This window comes from Actinoplanes sp. NPDC021490 (assembly GCF_055562135.1).
Map to the genome: position 1 here is coordinate 112,507 of NZ_JBVHFW010000013.1, position 19,017 is coordinate 131,523.

20 protein-coding genes are annotated in these 19,017 nt (G+C 70.2%); 10 read left to right on the plus strand and 10 right to left on the minus strand.

The genetic code is table 11. From position 1 onward, the window contains the following. The first annotated feature begins 128 nt into the window (after window positions 1-128). Complete coding sequence (locus ACZ3I4_RS30475; protein WP_465385476.1) at window positions 129-1,340, plus strand: cellulose binding domain-containing protein; 1,212 nt, start codon at window positions 129-131, stop codon at window positions 1,338-1,340. A gap of 100 nt (window positions 1,341-1,440) precedes the next feature. On the opposite strand, the gene ACZ3I4_RS30480 is transcribed toward ACZ3I4_RS30475, so the two are convergent. The 3 genes from ACZ3I4_RS30480 to ACZ3I4_RS30490 all read right to left on the minus strand — a co-directional run bounded on the left by ACZ3I4_RS30480 (window position 1,441) and on the right by ACZ3I4_RS30490 (window position 4,418). Continuing rightward, window positions 1,441-1,779 (minus strand): hypothetical protein, encoded by a 339-nt coding sequence (locus tag ACZ3I4_RS30480; RefSeq protein WP_465385477.1) that lies wholly within the window; start codon window positions 1,777-1,779, stop codon window positions 1,441-1,443. A 36-nt stretch (window positions 1,780-1,815) separates the two neighbouring features. After that, window positions 1,816-4,005, minus strand: a complete 2,190-nt coding sequence (locus tag ACZ3I4_RS30485; protein ID WP_465385478.1) for a hypothetical protein — start codon at window positions 4,003-4,005, stop codon at window positions 1,816-1,818. An 89-nt stretch (window positions 4,006-4,094) separates the two neighbouring features. Then, the gene (locus ACZ3I4_RS30490) at window positions 4,095-4,418 is read right to left on the minus strand and encodes a putative quinol monooxygenase (protein WP_465385479.1); all 324 of its coding nucleotides are present in this window, start codon (window positions 4,416-4,418) and stop codon (window positions 4,095-4,097) included. 71 nt (window positions 4,419-4,489) lie between these two features. Between ACZ3I4_RS30490 and ACZ3I4_RS30495 the strand changes: the two genes are divergently transcribed. Next, window positions 4,490-5,287, plus strand: coding sequence for an IclR family transcriptional regulator (locus tag ACZ3I4_RS30495; RefSeq protein WP_465385480.1), 798 nt, complete (start codon window positions 4,490-4,492; stop codon window positions 5,285-5,287). A gap of 6 nt (window positions 5,288-5,293) precedes the next feature. Here the strand turns inward: ACZ3I4_RS30495 and ACZ3I4_RS30500 are convergent, their stop codons facing one another. Both ACZ3I4_RS30500 and ACZ3I4_RS30505 read right to left on the minus strand, forming a co-directional pair. Then, window positions 5,294-6,292, minus strand: a complete 999-nt coding sequence (locus ACZ3I4_RS30500; RefSeq protein ID WP_465385481.1) for an NAD(P)-dependent alcohol dehydrogenase — start codon at window positions 6,290-6,292, stop codon at window positions 5,294-5,296. 46 nt (window positions 6,293-6,338) lie between these two features. Next, window positions 6,339-8,468 (minus strand): MMPL family transporter, encoded by a 2,130-nt coding sequence (locus ACZ3I4_RS30505; protein WP_465385482.1) that lies wholly within the window; start codon window positions 8,466-8,468, stop codon window positions 6,339-6,341. Window positions 8,469-8,648: 180 nt separating this feature from the next. On the opposite strand from ACZ3I4_RS30505, the gene ACZ3I4_RS30510 reads away from it, so the two are divergent. From ACZ3I4_RS30510 to ACZ3I4_RS30520, 3 genes are read left to right on the plus strand one after another with little or no spacing between them, the layout of a single operon-like run. Next, window positions 8,649-8,912 carry a hypothetical protein gene (locus ACZ3I4_RS30510; protein ID WP_465385483.1) on the plus strand — a complete coding sequence of 88 codons (264 nt, stop codon included), beginning with the start codon at window positions 8,649-8,651 and terminating at the stop codon, window positions 8,910-8,912. A 16-nt stretch (window positions 8,913-8,928) separates the two neighbouring features. Then, window positions 8,929-9,411, plus strand: a complete 483-nt coding sequence (gene smpB / locus ACZ3I4_RS30515) for an SsrA-binding protein SmpB (protein WP_465385484.1) — start codon at window positions 8,929-8,931, stop codon at window positions 9,409-9,411. Window positions 9,412-9,427: 16 nt separating this feature from the next. Continuing rightward, a complete protein-coding gene (locus ACZ3I4_RS30520) occupies window positions 9,428-10,447 on the plus strand; it encodes an LLM class flavin-dependent oxidoreductase (RefSeq protein WP_465385485.1) in 1,020 nt (339 codons plus the stop codon). Window positions 10,448-10,498: 51 nt separating this feature from the next. On the opposite strand, the gene ACZ3I4_RS30525 is transcribed toward ACZ3I4_RS30520, so the two are convergent. The 4 genes from ACZ3I4_RS30525 to ACZ3I4_RS30540 form a co-directional block, all read right to left on the minus strand. Continuing rightward, on the minus strand, window positions 10,499-11,659 hold the full coding sequence (locus ACZ3I4_RS30525; RefSeq protein WP_465385486.1) for a sugar ABC transporter substrate-binding protein: 1,161 nt from the start codon (window positions 11,657-11,659) through the stop codon (window positions 10,499-10,501). A 343-nt stretch (window positions 11,660-12,002) separates the two neighbouring features. Further along, window positions 12,003-13,010, minus strand: a complete 1,008-nt coding sequence (locus ACZ3I4_RS30530; protein ID WP_465385487.1) for an ABC transporter permease subunit — start codon at window positions 13,008-13,010, stop codon at window positions 12,003-12,005. Continuing rightward, on the minus strand, window positions 13,007-13,885 hold the full coding sequence (locus ACZ3I4_RS30535) for an ABC transporter ATP-binding protein (RefSeq protein WP_465385488.1): 879 nt from the start codon (window positions 13,883-13,885) through the stop codon (window positions 13,007-13,009). Before ACZ3I4_RS30535 ends, ACZ3I4_RS30530 begins: the two co-directional genes overlap by 4 nt. Continuing rightward, on the minus strand, window positions 13,882-14,289 hold the full coding sequence (locus ACZ3I4_RS30540; protein ID WP_465385489.1) for a GntR family transcriptional regulator: 408 nt from the start codon (window positions 14,287-14,289) through the stop codon (window positions 13,882-13,884). The genes ACZ3I4_RS30535 and ACZ3I4_RS30540 overlap by 4 nt, the downstream gene beginning before the upstream one ends. Window positions 14,290-14,398: 109 nt before the next feature. Here ACZ3I4_RS30540 and ACZ3I4_RS30545 point away from each other — a divergent pair, with 109 nt between their 5' ends. From ACZ3I4_RS30545 to ACZ3I4_RS30555, 3 genes are all read left to right on the plus strand, one after another. Beyond that, the gene (locus tag ACZ3I4_RS30545) at window positions 14,399-14,935 is read left to right on the plus strand and encodes a GNAT family N-acetyltransferase (RefSeq protein ID WP_465385490.1); all 537 of its coding nucleotides are present in this window, start codon (window positions 14,399-14,401) and stop codon (window positions 14,933-14,935) included. Between the two features lie 43 nt (window positions 14,936-14,978). Then, complete coding sequence (locus ACZ3I4_RS30550) at window positions 14,979-16,394, plus strand: peptide MFS transporter (RefSeq protein WP_465385491.1); 1,416 nt, start codon at window positions 14,979-14,981, stop codon at window positions 16,392-16,394. Between the two features lie 403 nt (window positions 16,395-16,797). Further along, window positions 16,798-17,124 (plus strand): hypothetical protein, encoded by a 327-nt coding sequence (locus ACZ3I4_RS30555; RefSeq protein ID WP_465385492.1) that lies wholly within the window; start codon window positions 16,798-16,800, stop codon window positions 17,122-17,124. Here the strand turns inward: ACZ3I4_RS30555 and ACZ3I4_RS30560 are convergent. Further along, a complete protein-coding gene (locus tag ACZ3I4_RS30560; RefSeq protein ID WP_465385493.1) occupies window positions 17,121-17,357 on the minus strand; it encodes a hypothetical protein in 237 nt (78 codons plus the stop codon). The genes ACZ3I4_RS30555 and ACZ3I4_RS30560 overlap by 4 nt on opposite strands. Before the next feature lie 79 nt (window positions 17,358-17,436). Here ACZ3I4_RS30560 and ACZ3I4_RS30565 point away from each other — a divergent pair, with 79 nt between their 5' ends. Together ACZ3I4_RS30565 and ACZ3I4_RS30570 are read left to right on the plus strand one after the other, a co-directional pair. Continuing rightward, complete coding sequence (locus ACZ3I4_RS30565) at window positions 17,437-18,375, plus strand: NAD(P)-dependent oxidoreductase (RefSeq protein ID WP_465385494.1); 939 nt, start codon at window positions 17,437-17,439, stop codon at window positions 18,373-18,375. A 17-nt stretch (window positions 18,376-18,392) separates the two neighbouring features. Continuing rightward, entirely contained in the window at window positions 18,393-19,013 is a 621-nt protein-coding gene (locus ACZ3I4_RS30570; protein WP_465385495.1) for an L-threonylcarbamoyladenylate synthase, read from the plus strand. Window positions 19,014-19,017 lie beyond the last annotated feature (4 nt).

Sequence of the window (19,017 nt, forward strand, 5' to 3'; positions counted from 1 at the left end):
TAGAGGGGGATGAATGGGAGCGTTCCCAGGGTGGCGCGTTACGGCCGTGTGGTCAAGGTTGGATTGGGAGCGCTCCCATGTCATAGTGCGGAAATCCACCGTTATCAATCCGTACTCGAGAGGCCCCCATGCACAGACTTCGAGCCGCCGCGCAGGCTTCCGCAACGCTCCCTGCCGCCCCCGCACGCCGCCGACGGCTGACCGTTGTCGCCGCCGCGACCGCTGTCCTCGCCACCTCGGCCATGACCGCCGCCAGCCGGGCCGACGCCGCGGACACTGCCTTCAACGCCGCCGACCGGGCCGACATTGCGGGCGCTGCCCTCGACGCCGCGGCCGGATGCCAGGTCCGCTACACCGTCTCGAGTTCGTGGCCGGGTGGCTTCGGCGCGGCCGTCGACATCACCAACCTCGGCGACCCGGTCTCTTCCTGGGCGCTCACCTTCTCGTTCGCGACCGGCCAGACGATCACGCAGCTGTGGAACGGCTCCGCCACCCAGTCGGGAACCGCGGTCACCGTACGCAACGCCTCCTGGAACGGCGCCCTGGCCACCAACGGCACCGCGAGCTTCGGCTTCAACGGCTCCTGGACCACCAGCAACCCCGTGCCGTCGTCGTTCGCCCTCAACGGCGTCGCCTGCACCGGCGGAACCATCCCCACACCGCCGCCCACGACACCCCCGACCACCCCGCCCACGACACCTCCGACCACGCCTCCGACCACGCCGCCCACCGGCTCCGCGGTCAGGATCATGGCGCTGGGCGACTCGATCACCGGCTCCCCCGGCTGCTGGCGCGCCCTGCTCTGGCAGAAGCTGCCCGCCGCCAAGGTCGACTTCGTCGGCACGCTGCCGGGCCAGGGCTGCGGCTTCCCGTACGACGGCGAGAACGAGGGCCACGGCGGCGCGCTGGTGTCCGCCGTCGCCGCCCAGGACCAGCTGGTGGGCTGGCTGGCGGCGAGCAAGCCCGACGTCGTGCTCATGCATTTCGGCACCAACGACGTCTGGAGCAACTTCGCGCCCGAGACGATCCTGGCCGCGTATACGAAGCTGGTCGGTCAGATGCGCGCGTCCAACCCGAACATGAAGATCCTGGCCGCCCAGATCATCCCGATGAACGCGTCCAACTGCGCCGACTGCGGACAGCGCGTCGTCAACCTCAACGCGGCCATCCCGGCCTGGGCCGCCGGCCTCTCCACGGCGGCGTCCCCCATCAAGGTCGTCGACCAGTGGACCGGTTTCGTCCCGGCCACCGACACCTACGACGGCGTGCACCCCAACGACGCCGGCAACGCCAAGATCGCCGACCGCTGGTACCCGGCCGTCAGCGCTCTGCTGCCCTGACCGGACCCGGCCTGCCGCCCCCAGCAGCAGGCCGGCCACCGGCGGGTTCCCGGCACAAGCGCCTGATCGCGGCCGAAGTTCACGGCATGACGGGCCGCCGTCATCCCGCCCGCAAGGACACGAGTCCGCAATACAGCATCGGCGTGACGAACCAGGCCGTCAGCGCGGCGACCGTCGCGGCTGTTCCCGGTAGCGCCCACAGCCGTGTCAGCCAGACGCACAGCGGAACGGCGATCACCAGGCTGGCCGCCAGGAACAGCACGGCTATCGGGAACACCCTGGCGCCGGAAGGCACGCCGGTTATGCAGTTGTTCGCCGCGGTGCACGAGGGGTCGTCGGGGACCGCCAGCAAGTAGATAACCGGCGGCACCAGCGCCACGGCGTACCAGCAGGCCAGCACGATCCAGCGGCGACGCCGGGCATGGGCGGAATCGATCACCGCCACACGGTAGAGGCGAGCCGCCAGTCCGGGCTCTCAGCGCCAGGCGCAGGTGATGTCGCGGTAGGGCGGGGCGGCCGCGGTCGCGGACTGCGGGCCGGTGAGCCGGCGCTGGATCGTCTCGGCCCGTTCCAGCGTCTTGCCGTTCCAGGTCCAGCGGGTCTCGACGGTCGAGGCGGCCAGGATCGCGCCGGTAGCCGGGTCGCGGTCGAAGGCGGCGCTGCCCGTGACCAGTTCGGGGCGGCCGTCCCGATTGACATCGGAGCAGCCGATGCCGGCCGTGCGGGACAGCGCCGACGCCGACTCGAACCGGGCGTTGATCAGCGCCAGTCCGTCGGAGGTCAGCGAGAGCAGGTGGACGGCCGGGCCCGACCGCAGGGCGATCTCCTCGCCCGGCTCGCCGTCGAGGTCGGTGCCCTCCAGCACGGACGGCCGGTCGAACGGCAGCAGCACGTCGGAGGCGCGCCCGGCGGCCAGGATCGCGCGCGCCGTCCACCGGTCACCGCGCTGGAACAGCAGCAGGGTGTCCGTACGGGAATCGCCGTCGAGGTCGGCCCGGGCGATGCTGCGGCACATCGAGTCGGGCGGGATGAACCCGTTGGCCACCGTCTCCTGGCAGGTCACCGTGCCCAGCCCGGCCAGCTCGGTGGCTTCGGCCGACGGGAACTCGCCGGGCGGGGTGGCCGCGACCAGCGACGTCCAGGTGCCGTCGAGCGCTATGCACAGACGGTAGTCCTGGCTGCGGCCGGCCGTCTGCCGCACGATGCCGACGTCCTCGGGCGGCAGGCCCAGGTCGGCCAGGCGGGCCGGGTAGTCCAGCAGGCCGGGGTCGGCCAGGCCATAGACGTAGCCGTCCCGCGCGGTCTCGTCGCACGGCCAGCGCAGCGGCGGGGTGGTCACGAGCGCGGCGACGGCGACGGCGGTGCGGGGGCCGGTGAGACCCACGTTCGCGAAGATCAGGCCCCCGTACGGGAGGGCGTCCGGCAGCGAGTCGCGCCGGGCCGCCGCGTACAGGCGCTCCTGGGTGGCGATGACGGCGGCGGGAACGGACCCGCCGGGCTCGTTGAGGGCCGTGTGCGGGATGACCGCGCTGCGCTCGGCGATCAGCCGCCATTCCCCGTTCCCGGCGCTGCGGGACGCGACGGCGCCGGGCAGGCCGCGCATCGCCGCGACGACGGTTCCGCGTACGTCGGCCCGGTCTGCTCTGGCCTGGTTCTCGGCGGCGCCCCCAGGCAGGATGCGCACGGAGTCGAAGGCGTCGCTCACACAGGCGGCCACGCGCCCGTCCAGGCCGTCCGGGGGCAGAGCCAGGGCACACCGTACGGCCGTGACCGTGACGTCGGCGGGAACGAACGCCGAGCTCATGACGCCGACAATGTACTCGGCCACGGCCACGTCGGGTCCCGTACGCGTCACGAAGCCGATGCTCCCGTAGTTGCCGGGCAGCGTCACGTCGAGCACGCCCCGGCCGGGCAGGAACGTGTGGTTGCGGTCGGCCTCGGCCAGCTTGCGCCACGCGGTGTCGGCCGCGCTCGCCCGGTTGGGCTGGGTGACGGTGAGCGGCGGATAGCCGCCCAGCTCGGCGAACTGCCCGGCGGTGGAGTTGCTGGCCACCCGCATCAGGGCCGGCCGGTCGGCGGCGCCCGCGGCCACGCAGGTCTTCACGGTCTGGCCCTCGGTGCGGACGGTCCAGCGGTCCGATCGGGTGGTGCCGCAATCCGGGTCGGGGGCGTGGTATGTCCCCGGTCCGCCGCCCGTGAGGCCGGGTGCCCGGATGGCCGCCCGCCCCGCGGACAGGATCGACAGGTGCCCGACGGTCGTGGTGATCGTGCCCGCGCCGAGGTCGATCTCGCCGCCCTCGCTGCTCCACACCCGGTTGGCGTCGCGGGACACGACGGTGACCAGGCCGTCCCGGGGCTGGTCGCGCAGCGGCAGGGTGACGGTGGCCGAGGTGCGCAGGGTGCCCGCGCGGACCGAGATGTCGACCGGCTCGGCCAGCCAGGTGAGCCCGTCGGGCGCCTCGATGCTGGGACGCGGCACGATGCGTACCTCGGTGTCCGCGGTCAGCGCGCCCGCGGCGAACCGGACCGACACGCCGTCGCCGGTCGTGACCGTGCCGCCGGAGGCCGCCGTGATCCGCGCGACGGTGGCCGGTGACCGCAGCGACCAGGCGATGACGCCGCCGGCCACCAGCAGCACGGCCGCCGTCACAGCGGCCAGGGCCACGCGCACGAGTTTCCTCCTGAATCCCGGGGGACCCACGGTAGGAAGCGAGCTCAAGTGCGGTGAACCTCCGGTCGGACACGACCGTGCGTCTATTCGACGGCGAGTTCGCCCAGTTCGGACCAGCCGTCCTGATCAACAGTCTGACTGACGATCTTGGGTGTTTTCGACAGATACTGTGGCAGATCCCGCTGCGCCTGCTTGAAATGGGCCGACCCGACGTGGGCCGCGCCCGCGTCACCGTCGCGGAAAGCCTCGACCAGGACGTACTCGTCCGGGTCGTCGAGGCTGCGGGACCAGTCGAACCACAGGCAGCCGGCTTCGGCCCGGGTCGCCTCGGTGAACGCCCTCGAGATCTCCGGCCAGCGGTCGGCGAACTCCGGCTTGACCGGGAACTTGGCGGTAATGAAGATCATTTGTGGTCTCCCTTTCGCGCGATCAGTGAACGCTCTTCCCTGAAGGGATTCTTCCGAAGCAGGCTGAACGGATGAGCGGCAAGGGCACCGGCGTCCTGCAATCCGTCGAGCGCGCGATGCGCGTGCTCGACCACATCGCGTCGGCGCCCGGCCCGGTGCAGGCCAAGCATCTGGCCCGCGATCTCGGCCTGACCCTGCCGACCACCTATCACCTGCTGACGACCCTGGTCGGCGGGGGTTATCTGGTGCATCTGGCCGACGAGCGGGCGTACGCGCTGGGCCACCGCGTCGACGACCTGGCCCGCGGCCTGCACCGGCAGATCGCCGCCCCGCCCGAGGTGCAGCGGGTGGCCACGGTGATCCACCGCGAGGCGCAGGCCGCCTCCTACTACGCCGCGCTGCGCGACGCCGAGATGGTCGTCGCGCACGTGGCCGAATGCCCGGTCCACCCCCGCATCCGGATCCTCGCCGTCGGTTTCCACCAGGTGCCGCACGCCACCGCGTTCGGCAAGCTGATGCTGGCCTCGTTGCCGGTCGACGACCGCGAGACGCTGCTGGAGCACACCGGGATCCCGGCGGTGACCGCCGGGACGGTCACCGACCGTGGTCTGCTGATCCGGCAGCTGCGCGAGGTGCGCGGCACCGGTCTAGCGGTCGAGGTCGACGAGTTCCAGGACGGCCTGAGCTGCATGGCCGCCCCCGTCACCGACGCGGCGGGCCGCTTCGTCGGGGCGGTCGCCGTGTCGATGCCGACGGCCCAGCTGCGCGCGGACCGCTCGTCGGTGGAACGGGCCGTGCGGCTGGGCGCGGTGCGGGCGACGCGGGCGGTCGCCCTCACCACGGCCGCCCGGACGGGACGGCTGGCCTAGGGCGTTTCAGGGCACGAGAATGCCCCGGCCCTGCAGGCGCCCGGCTTCGAGGTCGTCCATCGCCTCGTTGACCGCCGCCAGCGGGTACTGCCGCGTGTGCAGCGTGACCTTGCCCTGGGCGGCGAGGATCATCAGCTCGTCGAGATCGTTGTACGAGCCCACCAGGTTGCCGATGATGTTGCGCTCGGTGGAGATCAGGTCGATGGTGGGGATGCTGACCGTGCCGCCGTAGCCGATCACGTAGTAGCTGCCGGCCCGCCGCGTCATGGTCAGGCCGAGCGCCTCGGCGCCCTGCTCGCCGACGAAGTCGAGCACCACGTGGGCGCTGTCGGCCAGGTCGTCGCCGTTGGCCCGCACCTCGTGGGCGCCCAGTTCCGTGGCCAGCTCGCGGGCCTTCTCGTTGGGGTCGATCACGACCACGCGAGCGGCGGTCATGGCGAGCAGGCATTGGATGCCGATGTGGCCGAGCCCGCCCGCACCGATCACCACGCACGTCCGGCCGGGAGGGAGCAGGGGCACGGCTTTGCGTACGGCGTGATACGCGGTCAGCCCCGCGTCGGCGAGCGCGGCCACGGCCGCCGGTTCCAGGCCGTCGGCCAGTTTGACCACCGAACGGGCGCTGGTCAGCAGGTATTCGGCCATGCCGCCGTCGGTGTCGATGCCGGGGAACTTGGAGTTCTCGCAGTGCACGTCGTCGCCCGAGCGGCAGGCCCGGCACAGCCCGCAGGTGACCAGCGGGTGCAGGATGACCGCGTCGCCCGGCGCGACGTTGGTGACCGCGCTACCGACCTCGCGCACCCATCCGGCGTTCTCGTGGCCGATCACGTACGGGAGCTGCACGCCGGACTTCTCGGCCCACTGGCCCTCGATGATGTGCAGGTCGGTGCGGCACAGCCCCGCCGCGCCGACCTGCACGAGAACGTCGAGCGGACCGGTGATCTCCGGTTCGCCTACGTCGTCGACGGACGGTCGTTTGCCGTAGGAGTGAACTCGGACAGCCTTCATCGGCCACGCCTCCTCAGTCAGGCTTCGAGGGTGCGCGGCCGACGGCTCAATGCGTAAGTTCGGGTTCAGATGATGACAATGGTTTCTCCGGCTCGTCACCGGTTTCCTCGTCCCGCTTGTGCGCGAGCTTGCTGGGCCACCACATCCACCGGCCGACGTCGAGGTTGAGCGCGGTCACCAGCACCGACCGCACGATCAGCGTGTCGAGCAGCACGCCGAAGGCCACCGCGAACCCGATCTCGACGAACGCCACCAGCGGCAGGCTGGCCAGCGCCGCGAACGTGCCGGCCAGCACGATGCCGGCCGAGGTGATCACCCCGCCGGTCGCGCCCAGGCCGATCAGCGCGCCGCGCCGGGTGCCGTGCTGCAGCGCCTCCTCGCGAACCCGGGTCATCAGGAAGATGTTGTAGTCGATGCCCAGCGCGACCAGGAAGACGAAGACGAACAGCGGGAACGACGTGTCCTCGGCCGGGAAGTCGAACAGGTAGCGGAAGGCGAGCACGCTCACGCCGAGCGCGGCCGCGAACGAGAGCACCACCGTGGCGATGAGGATCAGCGGCGCCACGATTGCCCGCAGCAACAGGCCCAGGATGATCAGCACGACGAGCAGCACGAGCGGAATGATCAGCCGGTTGTCGTGCTGGTTGGCGTCGTTGATGTCGACCACCACCGCGGTGTAGCCGCCGACCTTGGCGTCGGCGCCGGGGATGGCATGCAGCGTCTCGCGGGCCTGTTCCACTGTGCGTTGCGCGGCCGCGCTGTCCGGCGAGCTGGCCAGCGTGCCGTCGATCATCACCAGGCCGCCCTTGGCCACGGGTTCGGCGACCTCGCTGATGCCGGGCACCGAGCCGAGTTCCCGGCTCACCTGCGCGGCGCTCGGCGCGTTGGCGATCACCGTGACGGGCTGGCCGCCGCCGGCCGGGAAGTGCCGGGCCAGGGCCTCTTCGGCCACCGTGGACGGCTGCTCGGTGGTGAACTGCTCGGCCGAGGTCAGCCCGACGGCGTTGGACTGCAGCAGGCCGAGGGACATCAAGCCGAGCACGACGGCCGTGCCGATCCAGACCCGGCGCGGATGGTGGGCAATCCGGCCACCGAGCCGGGCCCACAAACCGGTCGCGGTCGGTTCGCCGGTGCCGAATCGCGGGCGGACCGGCCAGAACAGCCAGCGGCCGAAGATCACCAGGAACGCCGGGAGCAGCGAGACCATGGCGGCCAGGCCGACGACGACACCGATCGCGGCCACCGGGCCCAGGCCGGCCGTCGAGTTGAGGTCGGCCAGCGCCAGGCACAGCATGCCGACGGCCACGGTCGCCGCGGAGGCGATGATGGCCGGGCCGGCCCGGTGCAGGGCGAACTGCATCGCCTCGTGCCGGTCCTCGTGGCGGCGCAGTTCTTCCCGATATCGCGCGACCAGCAGCAACGCGTAGTCGGTGCCGGCCCCGAAGACCAGCACGGTCAGGATTCCCGCGCTCTGCGCGTTGACCGCCAGGTCGGCGTATTTGGCGAGCAGATAGATGACGGCCTGCGCGGTCGTCAGGGCCACCCCCGCGGTGAGGATGGGCAGGATCCAGAGCACCGGGCTGCGATAGGTGACGAGCAGGATGATCGCGACGACGGCCAGCGTGGTGTACAGCAGGGTGCCGTCGATGCCGGCGAACGCGCCGGCCGAGTCGGCCGCCGAGGCCACCGGGCCGGCCAGATAGACGTCAAGGCCGTCCGGGGCGCCGGTCTCGGCCGTCGACTCGATCGTGGCGGCGACGTCGGGCAGGGCGTCCCAGCCGTCCTCGTCGATCCGCACGGGGACGATGACCTGGACGGCCGCCTTGTCCTCACTCGGCACCGGACCGATCACCTTGCCGGTCACGCCCTCGACCGTGCCCATCCGGGCCACGTCGGACTGCACCTTGGCCAGGTCGGCCGGCGTGATGGCGCCGCTCGTGCGCTCGTAGACGACGATCGCCGGGGCGATGTCGTCCGGCTGGAACTGCTTTTGCAGATCGGCCACCTGGGTCGCCTCGGCCCCGCCGGGCAACCATGCGGAATTGTCGTTTTTCTCGACGTCGGTCAGCTTTCCCGCGAGCGGCGCCGCGAGAACCAGAACCACGATCCAGAAGGCCAGGACGATCCACTTCGTCCATCGGCCCGCAACCAGCTTTGCCACTCCACCCGTTGCCATCTCGTTCCCCCCGAGGCCCGGCCAGCCAGACTGGCGGAGCGTAAGCCTGCCCCGGTGCCCGGCCAAACACTTCTCAGGGTTAACTCAGGGTAATTCCAGCAGCACGAGTCCACTGTGTCCGGCCACGCGGCAAACGTCCCTGGGTCGCGAGCTCCAAGGTCATTTCGGCATAATCCAAGGGTGACCAACTGGGAATACGCGCGGCTCGAATATCGCGCCGCCGGAACGCTCGGCGCGGACCGGTTCATGGACTGGACCGCCACCTTCCATCACCCGGGCGGGGTGCTGCGCTGGGGCACCGACGAACGCTTCGACGATCTGCGCCATCTGAACCGGGCGGGCGCGGCCGGCTGGCAGGCGTTCGACCGGGCCGCCATGCACGTCCACAACGAGCCGCACCGGCTGAGCAGCGTGACTTATTCCATGCGGCGTCCCGTGCCGTGAAGCTAAGGTCTCCCCCGTGAGCAGGGAGACCGGACGCAAACTGATCGCCTCGAACAAGAAGGCGCGGCACGACTACGCGATCCTCCGGACGTACGAGGCAGGTCTCGTGCTGGCCGGCACCGAGGTGAAGTCGCTGCGCGAGGGGCGGGCCTCGCTGGTCGACGCGTTCGCTCAGGAGCACAACGGCGAGATCATGCTGTACGGGTTGCACATCGCGGAGTACGGCTACGGCAGCTGGACCAATCACGCGCCCCGCCGCACCCGCAAGCTGCTGCTGCACAAGTCCGAGATCGTCAAGATCCTCAGCCAGCTGCGCGACGGCAACGGGCTCACCCTGGTGCCGCTCTCGATGTACTTCAACGACGGCTGGGCCAAGGTCGAGCTCGGGATGGCGCGCGGCCTGCGGTCGTACGACAAACGTCAGGTCCTGGCCGAGCGGGACGCGCAGAAGGAGATCGCGCGCGAGATGGGCCGCCGCCTCAAGGGCCGCACGCGATAGCACCTAGAGTGATCAAGTGGAATTCGGACTCGATACCTTCGGCGACGTCACCGTCGACGAACACGGCAAGAAGCTGTCGTACGCGCAAGTGATCCGCAACGTCGTCGAGCAGGCCGTGCTGGCCGACCGCCTGGGCATCGACGGCTTCGGTCTCGGCGAGCACCACCGCGACGACTTCGCGGTCTCCTCCCCCGAGATCGTGCTGGCCGCCATCGCCTCGCGCACCGAGCGCATCAAACTGGGCACCGCGGTCACCGTGCTCAGCTCCGACGACCCGGTACGCGTCTTCGAGCGCTTCGCCACCCTCGACGCGGTGTCGAACGGGCGGGCCGAGATCATCCTGGGCCGCGGCTCGTTCACCGAGTCGTTCCCGCTGTTCGGCTACGAGCTGACCGACTACGAGCGGCTGTTCGAGGAGAAGGCCGACCTGATGGCCAAGCTGCTCGACGAGGGCCCGGTCACCTGGTCGGGCACGGTCCGGCCGCCGCTGACCGGCCAGCAGGTCTTTCCCAAGACAGAGTCGGGCCACATCCGTACGTGGATCGGGGTCGGCGGCAGCCCCGAGTCGGTGGTCCGGGCGGCGCAGCACGGCCTGCCCCTGGTCCTGGCGATCATCGGCGGCGAGCCGGTCCGGTTCGCGCCCTACGTCGAGCTCTACCAGCGCGCGCTCAAGGAGTTCGAACAGCCCGAGCAGCCCGTCGCGGTGCACTGCCCCGGTTTCGTGGCCGAGACCGACGAGGAAGCGGTCGAGACGCTCTGGCCGCACGCCCGCAACATGCTCAACCGGATCGGCCGCGAGCGGGGCTGGCCGCCGCTGAGCCGCGACCGCTTCGAGATCGACATCCGGGACGGCGCCTGGCACGTCGGCTCGCCCGAGACCGTCGCCCAGAAGGTCGCGCACACCATCCAGCACCTCGGCATCCAGCGCTTCGACCTGAAGTACTCGGCCGGCACGCTGCCGCACGACAAGATGATGAAGGCCATTTCCCTGTACGGCGAGCAGGTCGTCCCGCGGGTGAAGGAGCTGCTCGGCTAGGCATGCGAAAGGGGCCGGGCGGATTCCGCCCGGCCCCTTCTCGTCACGGCTCTACTGGTTGTCGTCCTCGTCGTCCGACTTGGCGTCGGCGAACTTGCCGATGCCGTGCTGCTCGCACAGGGCGAGGTACTTGCCCTTGCAGAGGTCGGCCTCGGCGATGTACTTCTCGGTCCGCACGACGTCGTTCATGTTGGCGAGCGTGATCGACCGCGGCTTCAGGCCGATGAACGGCACGTAGCCACCGGACTCGGGGTCCTTGATGGTGTCGGCGACCCCCGGGTCCTGGCCCTTGAAGAGCTTGATCGCCACGCCGGCGGCGGCCTGCGCCTCTTCCCGCACGGCCTTGTAGACCGTCATGCACTGCTCGCCGCTCAGGATGTTCTGCATGCCCTCGAGGGTGGCGTCCTGGCCGGTGACCGGCACGCTGCCGCTGCGGTTGTATTTGCGGAGCACCTTGATGACCGCGTTGCCGATGCCGTCGTTGGCCGCGAGCACCCCGGCGATCTGCGGCGTCTGGCCCAGCATCTGCTCGAAGATCTTGCCGGCCTCGTCGGCGTCCCAGTCGGGCACCCACTGGGCCGGGCCCTTGGTGTAGCGGGCCGCGTCGTACTGCTGGTTGAGCACGCTCTCGTAGCCCTGCTTGAAGAGCGTGGCGTTGTTGTCCGAGGGCGAGCCGTTGAGCTGGGCGATCACCGGGTTCTTGATGCCCTTCTGGGTCAGGCACTTCTGCAGCCCGTACCCCTGAAGCTCGCCGACCTCGACGTTGTTGAAGCTGATGTAGTAGCTGGCGTTGCCGTTGAGCGTCAGGCGGTCGTAGTCGATCGTCGGGATCTTCTTCTCGCGCGCCTTGGCCAGCACGGCCTTGCCGCTCTCGGAGTCGAGGTTGGCGATGATCAGCACCTTGACGCCGCTGTTGATCATCTGGTCGCCGACCTGCTCGAACTTCGCGCGGTCGCCCTGGGCGTTGACGATCTCGACGGGCACATTGGCCTGGTCGAACGCCGCCTTCAGATACTTGGGGTCCTCGTCGCGCCAGCGGTTCGAGCTCTCGGTGTCGGGCAGGATCACGCCCACCCGGGGCTTGCCGTCACCGCCGCCCGAAGTGCCCCCGCCACTACTCGACTCGCTGGAATCGCCGGAGTCATCACACGCAGTCATGGTGGCCGTCGCCATCAGGCCGACGGCGGCGAGAGCCAGCAGTTTCTTGCGCATTTGGGGAAGCGTCCTCTCCGGGTGGAACTTCGACCTGTGTGAGGCGGCGCACGAGTCGCCCAAGTATCAGGCAAGTCGCGACGCGTCCAACAGGGGGTACGGCACCGGAGAGAAAAATAGTTCATTTCCCGTCCGTAAGCACCCTTGAGTTACGATCGGTATCGGCAATTGTGATCTTTTCCAGGTCAGTGACCATGGCCACCTGGAAAAATCAACCGTCAGGACCGCCGCCTCGTCCGGACGCCGCCGCGGGTCGTCCATTCGGCCTGCTCCCCGGCTAGATGGAGGGGAAGCCTTTCCATCCGGAAACAAATACGCAGAGCAAAATTACCATTACCCACTGCTAGATGATGCGTCGCCTCATCCACCACATACAGAATCCGGAAAGTAATCCGGTCGCCACTATGAGCAAACCCAGCTCGCGCCACTGCAGCGTCCAGAATGACGAGGCGGGCAGATACTCGACCCGCTGCGTCAAGTTCTGTGCCGAGAGCCAGGCGTGACACTCCTCGGGGCTGCCTTTCATGCCGCACTTCTCCGGGTCGACCGGCCCGGTGTATTCCTGGCCGTCCGGACCGACCGTCACGTTCGACAACACCCACGAGTCCCGCTCGGGCGGCCGCATCGTGATGGTGATGGTGTTCGTCGGGTCGATCCCCAGCGAGTCGATGCGTTCCGCGTTGAACGCGCTGGTCCCGGTAGCCGGCTCGGCCAGATGGGCCCGGAAACCGAACGGCCCGGCCACCTGCGCCAGGGCCACGAGCACCAGGGTGATCGCCATCGACATGACCAGCCGCCGGGTCAGCATGCCCACGGCCACGCCGATCACGAACGCCAGGGCCGCGTAGCCCAGCGGCACGACACCGCGAGACGAGAACAGCAGCGGTGCGGTGCGGCCCATGGTGCCGGCCCGGTCGAACGGCCCCGACGTCACCGTGACGAGCAGGCTGAGCAGCCCGGCCGCCAGCACCGCGGCCAGGCCGATCCCGGTCAGCTTGACGGCCAGCCACCGGCCGCGGGAGACGGTCCGGTTCCAGACCAGCCGATGCGTGCCCGTCTCGAGTTCCCGCGCCACGAGCGGCGCGCCCCAGAAGACGCCGATCAGCGCGGGCGCGAGCAGCAGAGCGAGAGACCCGAGCGCGTACGCCGCGAACGCGGTTTTGGTGGAGGCGCGGGTGAGGAACGTCTCGGCCAGGTCGTCGCAGGCGCTGGTGCACGCGGACAGGCCCGTGCTGCGATAGAGGTCGAAGACGCCGGGCGCGGTGATCGCGATCAGCACCGCGAGAACGGCCATGAGCGCGGCCGCCACCCAGGCCTGGAGCCGGAACTGCCGCCAGGTCAGCCAGATCATCGCTTCTCCATTACGCGGTCACGACCGGCGGCGCCGGCCTCGGACATGTACGCGAGGACCAGGTCCTCCAGGCTGATCCCGTCGACCGACCAGGACGGATCGTCGATCGGCGCGCTGCTCCGGACGACCAGGGTGGACTGGACGTCGGTGTGGCTGGCCGCGACCACGTGGCGGCCCGGGCCGAGCGTGGCCGGGTCGCGGCGGGCGCCGCTGAGGCGGTGATGGGTGCCGAGCAGTTCGTCGACCTCGCCGGCGATGCGCACCCGCGAGCCGACCAGGACGATCAGGTAGTCGCAGACCCGCTCGAGGTCGGCCACCAGGTGCGAGGACATGACGACGCTGGTGCCGTTCTCCGCCGCGTAGGACATCAGCGCCTGCAGGAACTCGCGGCGCGCCAGCGGGTCGAGGGCGGCCACCGGCTCGTCGAGCAGCAACAGCTCGGGACGCTTGGCGATCGCGAGCGTCAGCGCCAGCTGGGCCCGCTGGCCGCCGGAGAGCCTGCCCGCGCGCTGCGACGGGTCAAGGCCCAGCTCGGCGACGCGGCCCTCGGCGATCGACGCGTCCCAGCCCGGATTGAGACGGGCCCCGAAGCGCAGGTGCTCGGCGACCGTCAGGCCCGGGTAGACCGGAGTGTCCTGGGCGACGAATCCGACGCGGGGCGAACCGCTGACGGGCGCCCGGCCCAGCACCTCGATGCTGCCCGCGGTGGGCGCGAGCAGGCCGCAGGCCAGCTGAAGCAACGTGGATTTGCCGGCGCCGTTCGGTCCGACCAGGCCGACGACGTGATCGGCGGGGATGTCCAGGGTGCAGTCGGTCAACGCCGGGCGCCGGCCGTACCGCTTGGTGAGGCCCTTGGTGGTAACGACATCAGTCATCCCCTTCGCCCCGCTCTCTCTTCCGAAAAGTCGCGAAACGTGCTCAGGAGCAGAGCCTCGACATCCTCGTCGTCCAGCCCGGCCGTGCGCGCCTGCTGAAGCCACTCGGTGAGGGCCCGGCGCAGCGGCTCGTGCGCGGCGCGGCTGTCGTCGTCGCCGCCGAGCGTGCGGGTGACGAAGGTGCCGAGCCCCGGGCGGGGCTGCACGAGCCCTTCGTACTCCAGCTCGCGATACGCCTTCAGCACCGTGTTCGGGTTGATCGCCACCCCGGCGACCACCTCCTTGACCGTCGGCAGCCGGTCGCCCTCGGAGAGCAGGCCCAGCCGCATGGCTTGCCGCACCTGCTGAATGAGCTGCAGATAGGGCGCCACCCCGGACCGCGCGTCCAGATGAAACTCGATCATCCGTAACCTCTAATCATCTAGTTACCTAGTACAATAGCGGTACGACGGCGCCCCGGGTCAACCCCGTCCGGACCTGGCCCGGCGCTTGCGCGGACAGCAGAATGGGGAGATGTCTCTGACCAGCCGGCTCGCCACCCGCGATGACGTGGAATCGCTGCGGAGGCTCATGAAGCTGGCTGTCGCGGAGCTGCTCCAAGGGTTTCTCAGTGCGGAGCAGATTCGCAGCAGCGCGGCCATCATGGGGCTGGATACGCAGCTCATCGACGACGGCACCTATTTCGTCATCGAGTCGGACGGGGTGCCGGCGGGGTGTGGCGGGTGGAGCCGGCGGGCGACGCTCTACGGGGGTGACCACTCGGCGACCCGGGACAGCGCGCTGCTCGATCCGGCGACCGATCCGGCCAGGGTGCGGGCCATGTACACGCATCCGGAGTTCACGCGCCGCGGGGTGGGGCGGATGATTCTCGGGCTCTGCGAGAAGTCGGCCGCGGCCGAGGGCTTCACGCGACTCGAACTGATGGCGACCCTGGCCGGCGAGCCGCTCTATCGCAGCTACGGCTTCGAGGAAGTGGAGCGGATCGAGGACGCCCGTGGCGGCGCGCCCGTCCCGATCGTCCGGATGCGCAAGGACATCATTTCCGGCTGACGGCGACGCACTTACCGCCGCGCTTCCCGGGTAAGCCCGGCTCATGACCTTTCTCGGGCAGCCGCGGCCCCTGGCCAACATCTTCGGCGTGGAGCTGTGGGAGCGGTTCTCGTTCTACGGCATGCAGGGCATCCTGCTGATCTATCTGTACTACGAGGCCTCCCGGGGCGGGCTGGGCATCGACGAGGGCACGGCGACCAGCATCGTCGGGGCGTACGGGGGCTCGGTCTATCTGGCCACGGTGATCGGCGCGTGGCTCTCCGACCGGCTGTTCGGGCCGGAGCGGGTGTTGTTCGGAAGCGCGATCCTGGTGATGGCCGGGCACATCGCGCTGGCGCTGATCCCGGGGATCGGCGGGGTGGCGGCCGGCCTGGTGATGGTGGCGCTGGGCAGCGGCGGCGTCAAGGCGACCGCGACCACGATCGTCGGCCTGCTGTACGAACCCGGCGACGAGCGGCGCGACGCCGGCTTCTCGATCTTCTATCTGGGCATCAACCTGGGCGCGTTCGCCGGTCCGCTGCTCACCGGCCTGCTCCAGCAGGAGGCCGGGTTCCACTGGGGGTTCGGGCTGGCGGCCGTGGGGATGGCGATCGGGCTGACCCAGTACGCGGCCGGTCGCCGCCGCCTCCCGCCGTCGGCGCAGGAGGTGGCCAACCCCCTGCCGCGGGCCCGCCTGCCGATCGTCATCGGCGCCGCGGCCGTGGTCGTCGTGGCGGTCTTCGTGGCGGCGCTCTTCATCAAGGCGGACTGGCTCTCCTCGATCGTGGTGGTGCTGTCGATCCTGGCGGCGATCTCCTACTTCGTCGTCATCCTGTCCAGCCACCGCATTGACGACACCGAGCGGCGCCGGGTCCTGGCCTTCATTCCGATGTTCATCGCCAGCGCCGCCTTCTGGTCGCTCTATCAGCAGCAGTTCACGGTGGTCACGATCTATTCGGACAAGCGGCTGGACCGCAACCTGGCCGGCTGGGAGATGCCGGTCTCCTGGGTCCAGTCGATCAACCCGGTCTTCATCATCATCCTGTCCGGCGTCTTCGCCGCGATCTGGACCCGCCTCGGCGACCGTCAGCCGTCGAGCCCGGTCAAGTTCGCCGCCGGCACCGCGATCATGGGTGTGGCGTTCCTGCTCTTCCTGCCGTTCGCCGGCTCCGCGAGCGTTCCCCTGCTCGCCCTGACCGGCATCCTGTTCGTCTTCACGATCGCCGAACTGCTGCTCTCCCCCGTCGGCCTGTCCCTGTCGACCAAGCTGGCCCCCGAGGCGTTCCGCACCCAGATGGTCGCCCTGTTCTACCTGTCGGTCGCCCTCGGCACCGCACTCTCGGGCACCCTGGCCGGCTACTACAGCGAGGAGCACGAGGTGCCCTACTTCGGCATCCTCGGCGTGATCGCCATCGTCCTGGGCGGCGCCCTGCTGGCCCTGTCCCCGCTCCTGCGCCGGCTCATGGGCAGCGTCCGATAACCCTTTTCCCCGTACGGGGGAGGTCCGGCGCGTGGGAAGGTCGTCGGCCGGGGGCTCGACCTCAGATTCTGCCGCGGGAGGCCGAACGGACCGTTGTGACGCCGCCGCGATCGTCGCGCCGCGCGACCAGGTGGGCGGTGCTGCTCGCGGTCGCCGGTGCCGTGCTGGGCAGCCTTTACGCCGTACGAGAAAACAAGCGCAAGCGGGCCGGCCAGGCCGCGCGCCCTGAGCCCCCGGCGCCCGTGCCGTCCCGGACGCCCGCGCCGGATCATTCGCGGGCGCTGACGAGGATGGCGATCGGCGGTGGGATCGTCGTGGTGCTGTCGATCCTCACCGTCGTCGTGACCCGGCCCTCGGACGCGGTGCGGACGGCCGGATCTGCGTGGCCGGTGAGGACCGTCCCGTGCTCGACACCGTGCGCCCGACGCTGTCGGCCACCTTCACGCCCGGACCCGGGTTGCGACGCATCGACGCCGCGTTCCAGATCCGGGGCGTGCACGGCCCGACCGCCCACGACCGCATCATCCCGGCCTCCTACTGGCCGCCGGGGCTGACGGCCGCCCTGGACTTCTCGCTCGGTGAGGGGGACCTCGAGCACGGCGAGTCGTACAAGTGGCGGGTCAAGGGCGTGCCGCCGTCCGTCGGAGGTGGTGGCTGGTCGCCGTGGTGCGAGTTCACGATCGCCGAGCAGACCCCCGACGACCTCGGCCCTGGCCCGCGCGAAAGCTAAGGGGCGGGCGGGCCGGCCGCCTCGGCCATCCGGGCGATCGCGACGGCGGCCCGGATGAACGGGTTCGCGGCCAGGTCGGCGATCGTGTTGATGCCGAAGGCCAGGCTCAGCCCCTGGGCCTCCTCGTCGCTGACCCCGGCCAGGGCGGCGACCGGGGCGTTGACCAGCTCGGCGATCGGCAGGTCGCGGAAGGGCTCGTCGAGCAGGGCGTCAAGGTTCACCGACACGGGCATGGGCTGGCCTCCGGAGCAGTCGATCCGTTGAACGATCGCAGCATTTCACGGTCCACAGTGGCCGCAGCCCCGGTTTCGGATGGCGCGGAAGTTCGCGCGGGGCCACAACCCGGGAATTGGCCACCGCGTCGGAGGACCGCGGAAATCTACGGTGAGCGGCATGACCGTAGGGTTTCTCGGGCTCGGCGTGATGGGCGCGCCGATGGCGGCCAACCTCGCCCGGGCCGGCATCGACCTGATCGTGTGGAGCCGCACCGACCGCGGCAACACTCCCCCGGGCGCGACGCGCGCGGCGACCCCGGCCGAGGTGTTCGGCCGGGCCGGCGTCGTGATCCTCATGCTGGCCACCGAGCAGGCCATCGACGAGGTGCTGCACGGCATCGACGTCGACGGCAGACTGGTCGTCCACATGGGCACCACCAGCCCCGGCTATTCGGCCCGCCTCGGTCATCGGATCGAGGGCGCGGGCGGGCGGTACGTCGAGGCGCCGGTCTCGGGCTCACGCGGGCCGGCCGAGGCGGGCGAGCTGATCACCATGGTGGCCGGCGACGAATCCGGCAAGCTGCAGGTCCAGCCCCTGGCCGCCGCGATGAGCAAGCAGGTCGTCGACTGCGGCCCGGTGCCGGGTGGCCTGCTCATGAAGCTGGCCGTCAACACGTTCCTGATCAGCATGGTCACCGGGCTGGCCGAGGCGTTCCACTTCGCCGACGCGTACGGGCTCGACCCGGCTCTGCTCCGTCGCGTGCTCGACGCCGGGCCGATGGCCAGCACCGTCTCCCGCGTCAAGGCGGGCAAGCTGGTCAGCGGCGACTTCGAGGTGCAGGCGGCGATCCGCGACGTCCTCAAGAACAACGAGCTGATCGTCGAGGCCGCACGCCACCGCGACGTCGCGTCCCCGCTGCTCGACGTCTGCCTTTCCCTGTACGCCGAGACGGCCGCCCTCGGGCACGGCGAGCTGGACATGGCGGCGGTCATCCACGGCCTGCACGCGGCGAGTCGATCACGCATGCCGCGGTGACTCACTAGGCTTTGCCGGTGGCGAAGTATTTCGACGTGCATCCGGACAACCCGCAACCGCGCTCGATCCGGCAGGTGATCGACATCGTGCGGGCCGACGGGCTGATCGCGTACCCGACCGACTCGTGTTTCGCGCTGGGCTGCCGGATGGGCAACAAGGACGGCCTCGACCGCATCCGCGAGATCCGGCACCTCGACGACCGGCACCACTTCACGCTGATGTGCCACGACTTCGCGCAGCTGGGCCAGTTCGTGCAGATCAACAACGCGTCGTTCCGGGCGATCAAGTCGTCCACCCCGGGCCCGTACACGTTCATCCTGCCCGCCACCAAGGAGGTGCCGCGCCGCCTGCTGCACCCGAAGAAGAAGACGGTCGGCGTACGGATCCCCGACCACATCGTCGCGCAGGCCATCGTCGGCGAGCTGGGCGAGCCGCTGGTGTCGAGCACGCTGCTGCTGCCCGGCCAAGAGCAGCCGATGACGATGGGCTGGGAGATCAAGGAGACCCTCGACCACGCCGTCGACGCGGTGGTCGACTCCGGCGAGGGCAGCGTCGAGCCGACCACGGTGATCGACCTGTCCGGCGGCGAACCCGAGATCCTGCGCGTCGGCGCGGGCGATCCCTCGCGCTTCGAATAGGCCG